Below are 14,925 nucleotides of genomic sequence, written 5' to 3'. Positions count from 1 at the left end.
TTCTGATCGTGAATCAAATATTTATTATTATAAGAGATTAATGAACTATTCACTATCATCAACAGTTATGCTTTTGGTGATTAGCTTTATGATGTACAAAGATTCAAGTTTATATGGAACAAAAGGACTTTGGGGTATGGAACGCTCACTGTTTTTGAAAGCGTTTTTATTTGAAACACCATTTGTCATTATTAAACTGCTTCTACTAATTATGTGTGTTTTTTCTGGAATTAGCTACTTTAAAGCATATCGCCAATATTTTATGTTAAAAGAAAAGTAGAATTTCTAGAGCTGACTAACAAGACAACAATACAGTGAATAATTAAAACTGTCTTACTATCTGTAAATATAAGATAGTTCGTAATCTTTTTATAATGCGCAGACAAATAGTAATTTATAGAATAGAAGGAACAAAGGAGAGTGTATTATGCTTGAATATAAATTTGATACCCAATTATTAATCGAAGGACACAATCTTTCGGAAGATGCAATCAACGAATATATTACAAATAATATTGAAGGTGACTGTTTGCTTGCTGTTGGTGACGATGAACTGATTAAAATTCATTTTCACACCAATACACCATGGAATGTGCTTGAGTATTGTGCTTCTTTAGGAGAAATTTATGATATCGTTGTAGAAAACATGGAACGTCAAGCCAATGGTCTTCAAGGTTAAACGCATGTTTTTCTTATAGGATGAAGAAATATAAGAATTAAGAAAAAGCATAAGGGAAAGAAAGAGGATGTCTTACAATAAGACATCCCCTTTTTGTTTTACATTAATATAATATGGATCTTTATTATTTAATTTTTCAAGTGCTCTACTAAATAATTTATAGGCTTCATTATAACTTAATTATTTTATTTTCTCTCCATCCCAACGACCATCACCTAATATTCTATATTCTGTATCTACTGCCATAGCACCATTATTATTCATATAATACCATGCATTGTTGTTATGATGAAGCCATCTAGTTACAATGGAACCACTAGAGATATAATTTCATTTTGAATATTAATACATAAAAGATAAAAGGGAATTTAATACATTTATAAAATTCTATATTATTGATGTGGTTGTATTGCGGTAAGGAATAACTATACAATACCTTCCAAAAGGATTTTTGTTACATTTTAAATATATTTAGTGAACCAATATAAGAAAAACTTTCATATTATAAAGTAATAAAACCTATAACATTTCTATATTTTAATATAGAAGGGGGGGTATATATGGATGAGCTTATAAAGTTTGTTCCTGAACAACTATATATATTAGTAGCAGGTTTATGTGTTGTAGGAGTTTTTCTTAAAAATAGTCCTAGGATAAAGGATTGGACAATACCTTGGTTATTAACAGTTTTAGGAGTTGGATTTTCAATTTCATTAAATGGATTCAATGCAACAAGTATTTTACAGGGAATAATATGCTCTGGTGTATCTGTTTATGGAAATCAATTATTTAAACAAACTATAAAAAAAAGTTAAATATATAAGAGCTTTAATTATATATTGTAGTTGAACAATATTTTTCATTTATAAAGAAAGGAGCGTTTTTGAGATAATTCTCAAAAACACTTCTTTTGTATAAATTAGGTTTTTTAGAAACTTAATAAGGTATTCTGTAACCATCTAATTGTAATCCCATGAATGAGAATTATGGTACAGCCATTAATATTCCAGCTATAAGTGAAGTTACAGAAGATAAAGCTGATCTAAAAGTAGATTGAATTCCAGCAACTGTAGATCTATGCTCTGGTTCAACTAATTCTAGTATTTGAGTGTTTTGAATTGGACCTATATACTAGAACAGTACCAAGTAATGATAATACTGCTGTAAATTTAAAAAAATACTTATATGCACTTAGTTCCTCTATTCCAAATGAATTTTGAAATGAAGTTATTAGGTTTCCACTATATTACACAGTGCATAAAATGTTAAATTTTACAATTATTTATATATAATTAGTATATTACACCTAAGATAATTGTAAAACTTTAGAAACATATAAGTAAAATAGATAAAATTCCATAAATAAAAGAAATTTCTATCACCAAAAACATATTCCAACAATATACTATATTACAAACGAAAGATAATAAGGAGGGAATTTTATGGGAAGACACAGAAGATGTTGTGATACTTGTTGTGACAATATTTGTTTAATTCCATCTGGAAACTGTAATAATAATTGTGGGTGTAGAAATTCATGTTGTAATAGTAATTGGAATAATTGTTGTGGATGGAACAATAGTTGTAATAATGGATGTGGCTGGAACAACTGGGGCGGCAATTGCGGATGCAATAATAACTGTGGATGCAATAACAATTGCGGATGTAACAGTGGTTGCGGAGGCAACAATGAATTATTATGGCTTTTATTTTTACTTGGAGGAAGATGTTAAAATAATAAGAAAAGCTCTAGGGTACCCTAGAGCTTTTTCTATACATTTAACTAATGTATTTACTATAAAAAATACTAAATTATAATGAATGATAAGTTTCTTTTAGTAAAAGAGCATCTCTTTCTAAAAAAGGACTTTCACATATTATACATCCTGTAACATTAAAATCCTTAAGAGCTCTTAAACATTGTAAAAAATCAAAATCACTTTCTAAGAATGGAAGATGATTCTTTTCACCTTTTGGACCATAGTTTATTCCAGCCATATGTATGTGAATATCCCTTAGAGCTTCTTCCCCTAAGTTTTCTTTAATGTGGCTAAGTATGTTAGCAAAATCATTATAAGACTTTAAGGCTCCATTTCCTCTAGCATGTACATGAGAGAAATCAATACATGGTTTACAACTTTCAACTTCCTTACAGATTGAAACAATTTCAGCTACATCTCCAAATTGAGTTGGTTTTCCTGTAGTCTCTAATCTATAATTTACATTGCCCTTTGGCAATCTTTTTAACTGATTTTTAATGTTTAATAATGTTTCCTCTTTTGATGATTTTAAATAAAATCCAGGATGAAAAATTAAACTTCTTCCCCCAACAGACTCTAATGCATCTGCGCCTTTAATTATTCTTTCTAAAGACTTTTCTATTTTTTCATCTTCATCAGAATTAAGGTTTATAAAATAGGATCCATGAGCAGAAAGATAAAAATTAAATTTATTTTTAGCATCTATTATGTTTTGTCTATTTTTAGCCGTAACATTAACAGACCTTACAAAAGGAAGCTCCATTGCATCTAATCCTATTTTACTTAAATGTTCAATTCCTGTAGCATAATTAAATTTATCTTTTTCTTCACCAAGTGGAAGACCTGATATTCCAAATAATAATTTATCCATATTCACCTCTAATAAAATTTAATAATTGTTTGTTAATAATTATTATAAAACAAAATATAATAAATAACAAATTTTACGGTTTGATTTATAATAATTTCTTTGATTATGATTATTTTTTTAATAAATCAACAAATTATACATAGTTTATTTAAAATAAGGAGGAAAATACTATATTATGTAGAATTATTTACTTGAGGAGGGGTAAATATGAAAGAAGAAAACATTAAAGATATTATAATCGCATTAATAAACAATGATAAGCTATGCTCCTATGGTGCCGGGGGGAAAAACACCATTGAAGAAAATACGAAACAAATAGTGGAAATGTATAAGGCTTTACAAGATGGTTTAAAGGATAGCTAAAATAAGTAAAGAAGTTCATAGTATGGACTTCTTTTTTTAGTTGTATATTCTCATAATATAATAAAATTTCCTAATGAAAAGTTAACCTCATTTTTCAGTTTTTAATGAATTTTCTTATACTCATAAATACAAATTTTACTAATTTATTTGATTTTTATCATATATATCTATATAATTTTAATGAAATTTATAAATGGGAGTGTATTTAGATATGGAAGAAAGATTACAAAAATATATGGCACGTTGTGGAGTAGCCTCCCGTAGAAAATGCGAAGAAATAATTTTAGATGGCAGAGTAAAAGTTGATGGAGTAGTTGTTACAGAGCTTGGTATAAAGGTTAATGGCAATGTAAGTAAGGTTCTTTTAGATGATAAGGAAATTAATCTAGAGGAAGTTAAAAGATATATTATGCTAAATAAACCTGAAGGATATATTACTACTGTAAAAGATGAAAAGAATAGAAAAACTATTTTAGACATTGTTAATGTAGATGAAAGAATATACCCAATTGGAAGACTTGATTATGATAGTTCAGGATTATTACTTCTTACTAATGATGGTGATATATATAATAATATAATACATCCACGAAGTGTAATTGATAAAGTGTACATAGCAAAAGTAAAAGGAATATTTACTGATGAAGAAATGAATAAGTTTAAAGGTGGAGTAGATATAGGTGGCTATATAACTTCAGATTCTAATATAGAAATTATAAAAACAATGAGAGATACTTGTAAAGTTAAAATTTCTATACATGAAGGCAAAAACAGACAGATAAGAAAAATGTGTTTAGCTTTAGGTCATGAGGTTATAACTCTTAAAAGAACTGCCATTGGGAGATTAACATTAAAAGATTTAGACAAAGGTCAGTGGAGAGAATTGTCTCTAGATGAGGTAAACTATTTAAAGAATTTATAGGAGTTGGATTTATGTATAACTATTGTGGAGAATTATGTGTTATAAATCATTACATAATTAAAACATTTTTAAAAAATAATAACATAGCTTTAGACTGTACTTTAGGAAATGGACATGACACAGATTTTCTAAAAGATAATTTTAAAGAGATTTATTCCTTTGATATTCAAAAGTGTGCAGTTGATGCTTATAAAGATAAAAACTATGAAAATGTTAATGTTATATTAGATAGTCATTCAAACATAGATAAATATCTTAATAAGAACATAGATTGTGCAATGTATAATTTAGGATTTCTTCCTGGTGGAAATAAGGAAATCACAACCCTTGGAGAAACTTCTTTAGAAAGTATAAAAAAGGCTTTAGAACTTTTAAATGAGGGTGGGCTTATTACAATAGCACTTTATAGTGGGCATGATGAAGGGAAAAAGGAAAAAGATTTATTGTATAATTTTTTTGAAACCCTTCCAAAGAACAAATATGGCGTTATGGAACACAAATATATGAATAGAAGTGAAAATGCTCCAAGTCTTATAGTTATCGAAAAAAAAATATAGATGTTTAATTTATGTGATGCAAGATTTTTTAATTATTTAATTAAAAAATCTTGCATCTTTAATTATATCCTTTAAAATGCTGTTTTTCATTCTAAAGTTAAGCAAATTCTTATTAAAAACATAATTTATATGTTATAAATTATTGTATATTATAAAAAAATTAACTAAAAAATGAAATTTATCTTGAATTGTTTATTCAATAGATGTTAAAATGAAGAAAATACTGCATATAAAATTTATTTTAAAAAGGGGTTTGAATTCAATGGAAAATACAACTACATCAAACAAAGATTTGATGAGAATTATTCAACTAAAGTTTCCAAGATTGAGTAAAGGACAAAAGTTAATAGCTGAATACATACTAAAACACTATGACAAGGCAGCATTTATGACAGCGGCTAAGCTTGGAACAAGTGTTGGAGTAAGTGAATCTACAGTTGTAAGATTTGCAAATGAGTTAGGCTTTAGTGGGTATCCTAAATTACAAAAGGCTCTTCAGGAACTTATAAAAAACAAACTTACAACAGTTCAAAGAATAGAACTTGCTAACGATTTTATAAGTGAAGAAAACGCTTTAAAGGGTGTATTAAAGGCTGATATGGAAAATATAAGAGCTACCCTTGAAAAAATAAATCATAAGACCTTTGATGAGGTTGTAGAATGCATATTTAATGCAAATAAAATATATATTATAGGTCTTAGAAGTTCAACAGCTTTATCAGAATTTTTAGGTTTCTACTTAAATGTAATTTTAGATAATGTAAAAACTGTTGGATATGGTATGAGTGATATTTTTGAACAAATGATAAATGTAGGAGAGGGAGATCTTGTAATAGGTATAGGTTTTCCAAGATATGCTATTAAAACAATAGAAGCTCTAACTTTTGCACAAAGCAGACGCGCTAATGTTGTTGCAATAACTGATAGCTTACTTTCTCCATTAGCTTCAAAAGCAGATCATACTTTAATTGCTCAAAGTAATATGGCTTCATTTGTTGATTCACTTGTAGCACCTTTGAGTGTTATAAATGCTTTAATTATAGCCGTAGGTCTTAGAGAAAAAGAGAAAATATCAACAACATATAGAGATCTTGAGAATATTTGGGAAGAATACCAAGTATATTCATATAAAAGTCTTAAGGATAAAGATAGATAATATGACAAATAGGCAATATAGTATAAAAAATATTGCCTATTTGTTTAAAAAATACGGTTTATGTAAAGGTTTTTATAAACCTTTACATAATTAGATAATATTTAGAAGGAATTTTGTAAAAATTATAGAATTAATACTACTATAAAATCACAAAATAACTAATTTTTATTCGTTTTAGGGGGTATACTATTATGACAAAAGAACCTTTAAATTCAAAAGCTTATATTGAGCAAGTTATTGAAAACGTTAAAAAAAGAAATTCTGGAGAGCCTGAATTTATTCAAGCAATAGAAGAAGTTCTAGGATCACTTGAGTCAGTATTGGACAAGCATCCTGAATATGTAGAATTAAATTTACTTGAAAGATTTGTTGAACCAGAAAGACAAATCATGTTCAGAGTTCCTTGGACTGACGACAATGGAAACGTTCAAGTTAACAGAGGATTCAGAGTACAATTTAATGGATGCATAGGACCTTACAAGGGAGGATTAAGATTCCACCCATCAGTTTATCTTGGAATAATCAAATTCTTAGGATTTGAACAAATATTAAAGAACTCTTTAACTGGTCTTCCAATAGGAGGAGGTAAAGGTGGTTCTGACTTCGACCCAAGAGGTAAATCAGATGCAGAAATAAGAAGGTTCTGTGAAAGCTTTATGACTGAATTATATAGACATATAGGACCAGATGTTGACGTGCCAGCTGGAGATATTGGAGTTGGAGCAAGAGAAATAGGATACCTTTATGGACAATATAGAAGAATAAGAGGGGCTTTCGAAAATGGAGTCTTAACTGGTAAAGGATTGTCTTACGGTGGAAGCTTAGTAAGACCAGAAGCTACAGGATTTGGAGTTGCTTACTTCTGTCAAGAAATATTAAGACATGAAGGAGAAGAATTTACTGGAAAAACTGTTGCAGTATCAGGTTTTGGTAATGTTGCATGGGGAGCATGTCAAAAGGTTGCTGATTTAGGTGGTAAAGTCGTTACACTATCAGGCCCAGATGGATATATCTATGATAAGGACGGAGTTACTACTCCTGAAAAAATAAATTACTTAGTAGAAATGAGAAACTCTGGAAGAGATAAAGTTCAAGATTATGCCGATAAATTTGGTTGCGAATTCCATGCTGGAGAAAAACCATGGAATGTTAAAGTTGATATCATAATGCCATGTGCAACTCAAAATGACATTCATTTAGAACATGCTAAACAAATAGTTGCAAATAAAATCAAATTTGTATGTGAAGCTGCAAATATGCCATGTACAAATGAAGCTGTTCAATACTTCCAAGCTAACGGCTTAATAGTAGGACCTGCTAAGGCTGCAAATGCTGGTGGAGTTGCTACATCTGCATTGGAAATGGCTCAAAACTCAATGAGATTAAGATGGACTGCTGAAGAAGTAGATGAAAAACTTCATGCAATAATGGTTAACATTCATGATACAGCTGCAAGTGTTGCAGAAACTTATGGCTTAGGATATAACCTAGTTGCAGGTGCTAATATAGCTGGATTCGTAAAAGTTGCAGAAGCTATGTACGCTCAAGGAATTTACTAAGATACTAAAGTTGAGAATTGAAAGTCACTCTCAATTCTCAACTTTAAAAAGGGGAAGCTCATAATTAAAGAGCTTCTCCTTTTTTTACCCTATAGATGATATTATAGATTTAAAATCCGTGGTTTATAACCATAACTTTCCAGTCTCAACTGTCAATCCCCAATTAAAATGTGGCATATCCACTTAAAAAAAGTATTTGACATTAAATTTAACTTTAGATATACTTTTATGTTGACTTAATAAATTAAATATGAGATATATCATTTAAGTTAAAGTAGAATTATAGAGTAACAAACAGGAGATCAAATTATGGGTAATATTATTTATTAGGGTATAAATGATTTGAATTTTAATAGTATTATAATAGATATTACGCAAAAAAATATTAACGAATTTAGGAGATGAGATTTTGAGTAAAGTTATAGTAATAGGTGCTGGTCCTGCAGGTATGATGGCAGCTGTTGAAGCAGCAAAAAACCATGAGGTTGTGCTTATAGATGGAAATGATAAATTAGGTAAAAAATTATATATAACAGGAAAAGGAAGATGTAATGTAACTAACGGAAAGGATATAGGGGAATTTTTTGATTTTATTCCTGGGAACCCACATTTCCTTTATAGTTCTTTATATACTTTTACTAATAAAGATACAATGGATTTCCTTGAAAATCAAGGAGTAAAATTAAAGGTAGAACGTGGTGATAGAGTTTTCCCTGAGTCTGATAAATCTTCTGATATTATAAGTGCTTTTCATAGAGCTTTAAAAGATAGAAACGTTTCAATTAAATTAGGAAATAAGGTATCAGAGTTTTTAAGAGAAAACAATATAATAAAGGGTGTAAAGCTTTCGGATAATTCAAAAATATTTGGAGATTACTTTATATTATGTACAGGTGGAATATCTTATCCATTAACTGGTTCAACAGGAGATGGACTTAAATTCTCTAAAAAATTAGGCCACTCTATAGTAGAGCCTAAGGCTTCTCTTGTACCTCTTCAAGGAAAAGAAGAGTGGATAAAAGAACTTCAAGGTTTATCCCTTAGAAATGTAGAAATTAAAATTTCAAATGAAAATAAAAAGGTTCTTTATAAAGACTTTGGAGAAATGTTATTTACTCATTATGGAGTTTCAGGTCCTATTATTTTAAGTGGAAGTAGAGTAGTTGAAAATAATAAAATATATAATTTATCAATTAATCTAAAGCCTGCGTTAAGTGAAAAAGAAATGGATTTAAGACTTCAAAAGGACTTTAACAAATGCATAAATAAAGATTTTAAAAATTCACTAGATGAATTATTACCAAAAAAACTTATAGATATTGTTATTAAGTTAAGTAGAATTGATCCAGATAAAAAAGTAAATCTTATTACTAAAGAGGAAAGGAAAAATCTTGGTAACCTTATACAAAACCTTACTTTAACCCTAACAGGAACAAGACCTATTGCAGAAGCAATTGTTACAGCTGGTGGAGTTAATGTTAAGGAGATAGATCCCTCTACAATGAAATCTAAATTCATAGATAACCTTTACTTTGCAGGTGAAGTAATAGACGTGGATGCCTTTACTGGAGGATACAATGTACAAATAGCCTTTTCTACAGGTTATTTAGCAGGTAATAAGGTAGGTGAATAATTAAAATGATAGCTATACGAGGAGCCATTACAATAGAGGAAAACACAGAAGAAGAAATTAAAGTAAATACTATAGAAATGGTAAAAACCATACTAGAGAAAAATAACTTAAACAAAGAAAATATCATATCAATGATATTTTCTTGCACAAATGACATAACTAAGGACTATCCCGGTAAATTTGCACGTCAAAGTCTTTCATTAAACAATGTTGCTATTATGCATTTTAATGAAATGGAAGTCGAAAATGGAAATTGTCTTCCATTATGCATAAGAGTCACAATTTTTTATGATAGAAAAATAGGGGATGTAAATCATGTGTATCTTAAAAAAGCAAGGACTTTAAGACCTGATTTATGTTATAATGATTAAAAAAGACTTTTAATGAAAGGCGGAATTTAATTGAGAATTTCAGTTGCAATAGATGGTCCAGCTGGTGCAGGCAAAAGTACCATTGCTAAAATAATTGGAGAAAAATTCAATTTAATGTACATAAATACTGGTTCTATGTATAGAGCCGTAACATTAAGATCCTTAGAAAAAGAAATAGAAGCTAATGATGTAAAGAGTGTATGCAAATTAGTATCCACTCTTGATATGCATTTTAAAAATGATAGATTAATACTTAATGGTGAGGATGTAAATGACTTAATAACAACTCCTAGAATAAGTAATAATGTATCAGCTTATGCTTCAATAAAAGAAGTAAGACAGAATCTTGTAGCTGTAATGCAAAAAATGGCTAAACAATATGATGTAATAATGGATGGAAGAGATATAGGCACAGTTGTTCTTAAAGATGCTACATTTAAGTTCTTCTTAACTGCAACACCAGAGGAACGAGCAGATAGAAGATATAACGAATTAAAGAATAAAGGTATAGATGTTAATTATGAAGAAATATTAAATGATATTATAAAACGTGATTACATTGATTCACATAGAGAAGTAGATCCTTTAAGAAAAGCTGATGATGCCATTGAAATAAATACAACAGGTCTTAATATAAATGAAGTTGTAGATAAAATAGCTTCAGTTATGGAAACTAAACTAGAGAATAGATAACCTATGCTCTCTTAAAGGAGTTGATTTTTTGAATAAGGAAATAATCCTTGCTGACAATGCAGGTTTTTGCTTTGGGGTAAAGCGTGCAGTTGATGAAGCATTAAAGGTTGAAAATAAATATAATAAGAAAATTTACACTTTAGGACCATTAATTCATAATGATGATGCTGTTAGTTATCTTAAAAGTAACAATATCTACCCTATTAATTTAGAAGATATAAAAGATCTTTCTAAGGGTGATATAGTTATAATAAGATCTCATGGAGTAGCTAAGTATGTCTATGACTTATTGGAAGAAAAGGGACTAGTTATCGAGGATGCTACTTGTCCTTATGTTACTAATATTCAAAAGAAAGCTAAGAAATATTATGATTTAGGGTATGGTATAATTATTGTTGGGGACAAGAATCATCCAGAAGTTGTTGGAATAAATGGATGGTGCAATAATAGCGCCATAATTTATAAAAATCATGAGTTTAGTGATATTATTCCAAATAAAGTTTGTATTGTTTCTCAAACTACTGAGAAGCAAGGAACCTTAGAAGAAGCAATAGCTATAGTTTCAAAACAGTGCAAAGAATTTATTGTTTTTAATACTATATGCTCAGCTACAGAACAACGTCAAAAAAGTGCCTCTGAAATTTCAAAAGAGGTAAATAAGATGATTGTAATTGGTGGAAAACATAGTTCAAATACAACTAAACTTTATGAAATATGCAAAAGCAATTGTGAAAGCACTATTCACATTGAAAGAGCAGAAGAAATTCCTATGGAGTACATAAACTCTAAGGATAATAAAATAGGGGTAACAGCAGGTGCTTCTACACCTGACTGGATTATTAAGGAGGCTTTAAATAAAATGAGCGATGAAAAAATAATGGATATGAATGATGTATTAAATTATATGGATAATAATAGTGTTAATATTCATATTGGTCAAAAACTAACTGGAAAGATAATAAGTGTTTCAAAAGATGGGGTATATTTAAATTTAAATTATAAATCTGAAGGTTTTGTTCCTAAAAGTGAACTTGGAATAAATGATGACACATGTGATCTTAAAACATTATTTAATGATGGTGAAGAAATAGAGTGTAAAGTTATAAAAATAAAAAATGAATTTGGTAATGTTGTTTTATCAAGAGTTGAAATAGAAAATGAACATATTAAGGAAGAGCTTAAACAGAAGTTTGAAGAAAAGGCTAACATAACTGTAGTTGCATCTAACGCTATAAATGGTGGTATTTTGTGTAAATATAAAGGTGTTAGTGTATTCTTACCTGCATCTTTAGTAGATTTAAAACACACTGATGATTTATCTAAGTATGAAAAGCAAGAATTAACAGTTAGAATAGTAGAATTTGTACGTGAAGGTAGAAAAGAAAAAATTGTTGCATCAAGAAAAATTCTATTATTAGAAGAAGCAAAAATTAAATCAGAAGAATCTTGGAATACTTTAGAAGTAGGAAATGTATATGAAGGTGAAGTAAAAAGAATAGCTAACTTCGGTGCCTTTGTTAATGTAAATGGAATAGATGGATTGCTTCACTTATCAGAGATAAGCTGGGGTAAGGTTGAAAATCCAAAGTCCATGTTAAAAATAGGTGAAAAAATAAATGTTAAGGTTATAGGCTTAAATAAAGAGGAAGGTAAACTGGCTCTTAGTATAAAAGCTTTAACTAATAATCCTTGGGAGAATGTAGAAGAAAATTATCCAACTGGAACTATAGCATTGGGAAAAGTTGTTAGATTTACTGACTTTGGTGCATTTGTAGAGCTTGAACCTGGAGTAGACGGTCTTGTTCATATATCTCAAATAAGCCATAATAAAGTGGAGAAGCCTCAAGATGCATTAACACTTAATGAAAATATTAAGGTTAAAATATTAGATGTTAAATCTACTGAAAAGAGAATTGCATTAAGTATAAAAGCTGTTGAATAATTGAATTTAAAAATAAACTTAGCCTTTTAAAGTGCTAGGTTTATTTTATATAATGTATATAATCTTACAATAGTTAAATAGAGAATACCATACTTAGATAATTTATTCTTATTTTTAAAAATAAATTTCCATGTCTACAGCTATTGAGATTAAACAAGATTAATGTTAAAATTTACTAAGATAAATTAATTTGAAGGGCTTAATTATGTATAGAATTGAAAGATTAAATAGTTATAACAAAGTACACATTAAAGAGTTAAATTTAAAGGCCAAAAATTTCAATAAATATAATGAAGACTTATACGAGTATTTAAATGATCATCCTTGGTATAAAAGAGTTATGCTAGGTGATAAGATATATCTTTTAAAATTTCAGGATAACTATGAGGGATTTATTTGGTATGTAAAAGAAGTAGATGGATCATTTACTATTAAAAGCTTATATATTTGTCCTGAATATGCTACTAGAAATTTATTAAGATCTGTTAGTCAAAAGGTATTTACAGGTTTAGATGGACACTTATTTTATAGCTGTACTTATAATAATGATATAAATAACATTTTAAATAGCTTAGGCTTTAAAATAAATAACTCCTTTGTTGAACTAGCTCTAGACTTAAATACTGTTGAGTATTTTCATATACCAGATCACAATATACAAGATTTTGCTGAAAATTTCCATGAAGAAACAAGATGTTTTATTCAAAATGAAGTGTTCCATTCAGAAAATAGAGTTCCTCTTAGAGTGGATGATATTATATATGAAGAAAAGCAAAATTTCTATATAAAAAAAGGTGGAATACTAATAAGAGCAAATAACAAATATGTTGGGTATGGGCAAATAATCCTCACAAATAATGAGCCTTATATAGTTAATGTTGGTATACTAAATGAATTTAGACATGATGGTCTTGGGAATATACTTATGAAGGCACTTATAAATAGGTGTAAGCATTTGAAATATGATAAAGTATATATAAGATGTTATAAAGATAATGAAGTTGCCCTTAAACTATATAAACAATTAGGTTTTAAGGAAGAAACCTCAATGTATAATTGGGTATTAAATTAATTAAAAAATCTAAAAGACAAGAAACTTAGGTCAAGTTAACCTAAGTTTCTTGTCTTTTTCTATATATAATTTGAGATTTGAAAGTTAATGTAACATATGCCTTATAGACATTTACAACTTGCAGCTTCACATCTACTATTTTCAATTTTTTTATATTCTTCTAAGCCGTATTTTAAAACTTTCATAGCATCTTCTAATTCATCACTTTTTATACAATAAGAAAGCCTTACTTCACTTTTTCCCGCTCCCTTTGTTCCATAAAAACCTTCAGCAGGGGCTACCATAACTGTTTTATCATCATAGCTAAAATCTGTTAACATCCATTTTGCAAAGTCGTCAGCATTATCTATAGGTAATTTAGCCATGACATAGAATGCTCCTGTTGGTTTCTTGCATACTACACCATCTATTTTCATAAGTCCATCAAATAATATATTTCTTCTTTTATCATATTCATTCTTTACTTCTTTGAAATAGCTTTCAGGGGTATTAATTAAATTTGCTGCTGCTATTTGTTCTATAGTAGGAACACATAATCTTGATTGACAAAGTTTTAATATTTGATGTATTAAAACTTTATTTTTAGACGCAACTAAACCTATTCTAGCTCCACAAGCACTATAACGCTTAGAGATACTGTCAATTAATATTACTCTATCTTGAACATCTTCCATATACAATGCAGATGTATATTTTAAATTGTCGTATACAAATTCTCTATATACTTCATCAGCTATTAAATATAAATTATATTCTTTAGAAATATCAGCAAGTAATCTTATCTCTTCCTCAGTGTAAACAACTCCTGTTGGGTTACCCGGGTTGGACACTAATATAGCTCTAGTTTTATCAGTTATTTTGCTTGTTATTTCTTCTTTCTTTGGAAGATGAAAACCCTCTTCAGCTTTAGTTGTAAAAGAAACTACATTAACTCCAGCACATTGGCTAAATCCATTGTAATTTGTGTAGAACGGCTCTGGTATTATTATCTCATCACCAACATCACAAATAGCCATTAAAGAGAACATTATGGCTTCACTTCCACCATAGGTAATCATTAACTCATCCTTCTCAAAGTTTATATTCCAGCCTTTATAATAATTTATAAAACTTTGAAGTAAATCATCAATTCCTTGAGAACCAGCATATGCTAAAACTTTTTCATCAAAATTATTTATAGCTTCAAAAAACTCTCTTGGAGTCTCTATATCTGGTTGACCAATGTTTAATCCATAAACCTTTTTACCATTTTTTCTTGCTTCGGCAGCAAAAGGTGCTAACTTACGTATTGGTGAAAATTGCATACTTTCTATTCTTTTTGATAATTTCATTTTATATACCCCCCAT

The 14,925-nt window shown here is 28.8% G+C and carries 17 protein-coding genes; 14 read left to right on the top strand and 3 right to left on the bottom strand.

The window, feature by feature from the left end; translation table 11 throughout:
* The first annotated feature begins 88 nt into the window (after nt 1-88).
* Together BM119_RS00720 and BM119_RS00715 are read left to right on the top strand one after the other, a co-directional pair.
* A complete protein-coding gene (locus tag BM119_RS00720) occupies nt 89-280 on the top strand; it encodes a hypothetical protein (protein ID WP_090037779.1) in 192 nt (63 codons plus the stop codon).
* A 147-nt stretch (nt 281-427) separates the two neighbouring features.
* Entirely contained in the window at nt 428-679 is a 252-nt protein-coding gene (locus tag BM119_RS00715) for a kinase to dihydroxyacetone kinase (RefSeq protein ID WP_090037776.1), read from the top strand.
* 180 nt (nt 680-859) lie between these two features.
* Here the strand turns inward: BM119_RS00715 and BM119_RS20535 are convergent, their stop codons facing one another.
* On the bottom strand, nt 860-988 hold the full coding sequence (locus tag BM119_RS20535) for a hypothetical protein (protein WP_423230988.1): 129 nt from the start codon (nt 986-988) through the stop codon (nt 860-862).
* A 251-nt stretch (nt 989-1,239) separates the two neighbouring features.
* Here BM119_RS20535 and BM119_RS00705 point away from each other — a divergent pair, with 251 nt between their 5' ends.
* Nucleotides 1,240-1,494 carry a phage holin family protein gene (locus BM119_RS00705; RefSeq protein WP_090037770.1) on the top strand — a complete coding sequence of 85 codons (255 nt, stop codon included), beginning with the start codon at nt 1,240-1,242 and terminating at the stop codon, nt 1,492-1,494.
* A 706-nt stretch (nt 1,495-2,200) separates the two neighbouring features.
* Nucleotides 2,201-2,497 (top strand): hypothetical protein, encoded by a 297-nt coding sequence (locus BM119_RS00700; RefSeq protein WP_177199271.1) that lies wholly within the window; start codon nt 2,201-2,203, stop codon nt 2,495-2,497.
* Here the strand turns inward: BM119_RS00700 and BM119_RS00695 are convergent.
* Nucleotides 2,492-3,310 carry a TIM barrel protein gene (locus tag BM119_RS00695; protein WP_090037767.1) on the bottom strand — a complete coding sequence of 273 codons (819 nt, stop codon included), beginning with the start codon at nt 3,308-3,310 and terminating at the stop codon, nt 2,492-2,494. The genes BM119_RS00700 and BM119_RS00695 overlap by 6 nt on opposite strands.
* A gap of 207 nt (nt 3,311-3,517) precedes the next feature.
* Here BM119_RS00695 and BM119_RS19715 point away from each other — a divergent pair, with 207 nt between their 5' ends.
* From BM119_RS19715 to BM119_RS00650, 10 genes are all read left to right on the top strand, one after another.
* On the top strand, nt 3,518-3,673 hold the full coding sequence (locus BM119_RS19715) for a hypothetical protein (protein ID WP_177199270.1): 156 nt from the start codon (nt 3,518-3,520) through the stop codon (nt 3,671-3,673).
* Nucleotides 3,674-3,884: 211 nt separating this feature from the next.
* Nucleotides 3,885-4,595, top strand: coding sequence for a pseudouridine synthase (locus BM119_RS00690; RefSeq protein WP_090037764.1), 711 nt, complete (start codon nt 3,885-3,887; stop codon nt 4,593-4,595).
* Between the two features lie 11 nt (nt 4,596-4,606).
* Nucleotides 4,607-5,152 carry a tRNA 5-(aminomethyl)-2-thiouridylate-methyltransferase MnmM gene (gene mnmM / locus BM119_RS00685; protein ID WP_090037761.1) on the top strand — a complete coding sequence of 182 codons (546 nt, stop codon included), beginning with the start codon at nt 4,607-4,609 and terminating at the stop codon, nt 5,150-5,152.
* A 262-nt stretch (nt 5,153-5,414) separates the two neighbouring features.
* Nucleotides 5,415-6,308, top strand: a complete 894-nt coding sequence (locus BM119_RS00680; protein WP_090037757.1) for a MurR/RpiR family transcriptional regulator — start codon at nt 5,415-5,417, stop codon at nt 6,306-6,308.
* Between the two features lie 191 nt (nt 6,309-6,499).
* Nucleotides 6,500-7,867: an NADP-specific glutamate dehydrogenase gene (gdhA, locus tag BM119_RS00675; protein WP_090037754.1), complete on the top strand. Its 1,368-nt coding sequence runs from the start codon at nt 6,500-6,502 to the stop codon at nt 7,865-7,867.
* Between the two features lie 409 nt (nt 7,868-8,276).
* A complete protein-coding gene (locus BM119_RS00670) occupies nt 8,277-9,500 on the top strand; it encodes a BaiN/RdsA family NAD(P)/FAD-dependent oxidoreductase (RefSeq protein WP_090037751.1) in 1,224 nt (407 codons plus the stop codon).
* A 5-nt stretch (nt 9,501-9,505) separates the two neighbouring features.
* Nucleotides 9,506-9,871: a chorismate mutase gene (gene aroH / locus BM119_RS00665; RefSeq protein WP_090037748.1), complete on the top strand. Its 366-nt coding sequence runs from the start codon at nt 9,506-9,508 to the stop codon at nt 9,869-9,871.
* Nucleotides 9,872-9,901: 30 nt separating this feature from the next.
* Nucleotides 9,902-10,564 carry a (d)CMP kinase gene (gene cmk / locus BM119_RS00660; RefSeq protein ID WP_090037745.1) on the top strand — a complete coding sequence of 221 codons (663 nt, stop codon included), beginning with the start codon at nt 9,902-9,904 and terminating at the stop codon, nt 10,562-10,564.
* Nucleotides 10,565-10,592: 28 nt separating this feature from the next.
* A complete protein-coding gene (locus BM119_RS00655) occupies nt 10,593-12,506 on the top strand; it encodes a bifunctional 4-hydroxy-3-methylbut-2-enyl diphosphate reductase/30S ribosomal protein S1 (RefSeq protein WP_090037742.1) in 1,914 nt (637 codons plus the stop codon).
* Nucleotides 12,507-12,711: 205 nt separating this feature from the next.
* The gene (locus tag BM119_RS00650; RefSeq protein WP_090037739.1) at nt 12,712-13,578 is read left to right on the top strand and encodes a GNAT family N-acetyltransferase; all 867 of its coding nucleotides are present in this window, start codon (nt 12,712-12,714) and stop codon (nt 13,576-13,578) included.
* 101 nt (nt 13,579-13,679) lie between these two features.
* Here BM119_RS00650 and BM119_RS00645 read toward each other — a convergent pair whose 3' ends face one another.
* Nucleotides 13,680-14,909, bottom strand: coding sequence for a pyridoxal phosphate-dependent aminotransferase (locus tag BM119_RS00645; protein ID WP_090037736.1), 1,230 nt, complete (start codon nt 14,907-14,909; stop codon nt 13,680-13,682).
* Nucleotides 14,910-14,925: the final 16 nt, after the last annotated feature.

It is taken from the genome of Clostridium frigidicarnis, assembly GCF_900111985.1.
Classification (GTDB): domain Bacteria; phylum Bacillota; class Clostridia; order Clostridiales; family Clostridiaceae; genus Clostridium_Z; species Clostridium_Z frigidicarnis.
The sequence above is the reverse complement of the archived record's forward strand: the minus strand, read 5'-3'. Positions and strand labels throughout refer to the sequence as shown.

Coding starts and splice junctions, on each gene's coding strand:
- BM119_RS19715 (WP_177199270.1), top strand. CDS start 3,518: ATGAAAGAAGAAAACATTAAAGATATTATAATCGCATTAATAAACAAT.
- BM119_RS00715 (WP_090037776.1), top strand. CDS start 428: ATGCTTGAATATAAATTTGATACCCAATTATTAATCGAAGGACACAAT.
- mnmM (WP_090037761.1), top strand. CDS start 4,607: ATGTATAACTATTGTGGAGAATTATGTGTTATAAATCATTACATAATT.
- gdhA (WP_090037754.1), top strand. CDS start 6,500: ATGACAAAAGAACCTTTAAATTCAAAAGCTTATATTGAGCAAGTTATT.
- BM119_RS00720 (WP_090037779.1), top strand. CDS start 89: ATGATGTACAAAGATTCAAGTTTATATGGAACAAAAGGACTTTGGGGT.
- aroH (WP_090037748.1), top strand. CDS start 9,506: ATGATAGCTATACGAGGAGCCATTACAATAGAGGAAAACACAGAAGAA.
- BM119_RS00695 (WP_090037767.1), bottom strand. CDS start 3,310: ATGGATAAATTATTATTTGGAATATCAGGTCTTCCACTTGGTGAAGAA.
- BM119_RS00705 (WP_090037770.1), top strand. CDS start 1,240: ATGGATGAGCTTATAAAGTTTGTTCCTGAACAACTATATATATTAGTA.
- BM119_RS00680 (WP_090037757.1), top strand. CDS start 5,415: ATGGAAAATACAACTACATCAAACAAAGATTTGATGAGAATTATTCAA.
- BM119_RS00650 (WP_090037739.1), top strand. CDS start 12,712: ATGTATAGAATTGAAAGATTAAATAGTTATAACAAAGTACACATTAAA.
- BM119_RS00690 (WP_090037764.1), top strand. CDS start 3,885: ATGGAAGAAAGATTACAAAAATATATGGCACGTTGTGGAGTAGCCTCC.
- BM119_RS00645 (WP_090037736.1), bottom strand. CDS start 14,909: ATGAAATTATCAAAAAGAATAGAAAGTATGCAATTTTCACCAATACGT.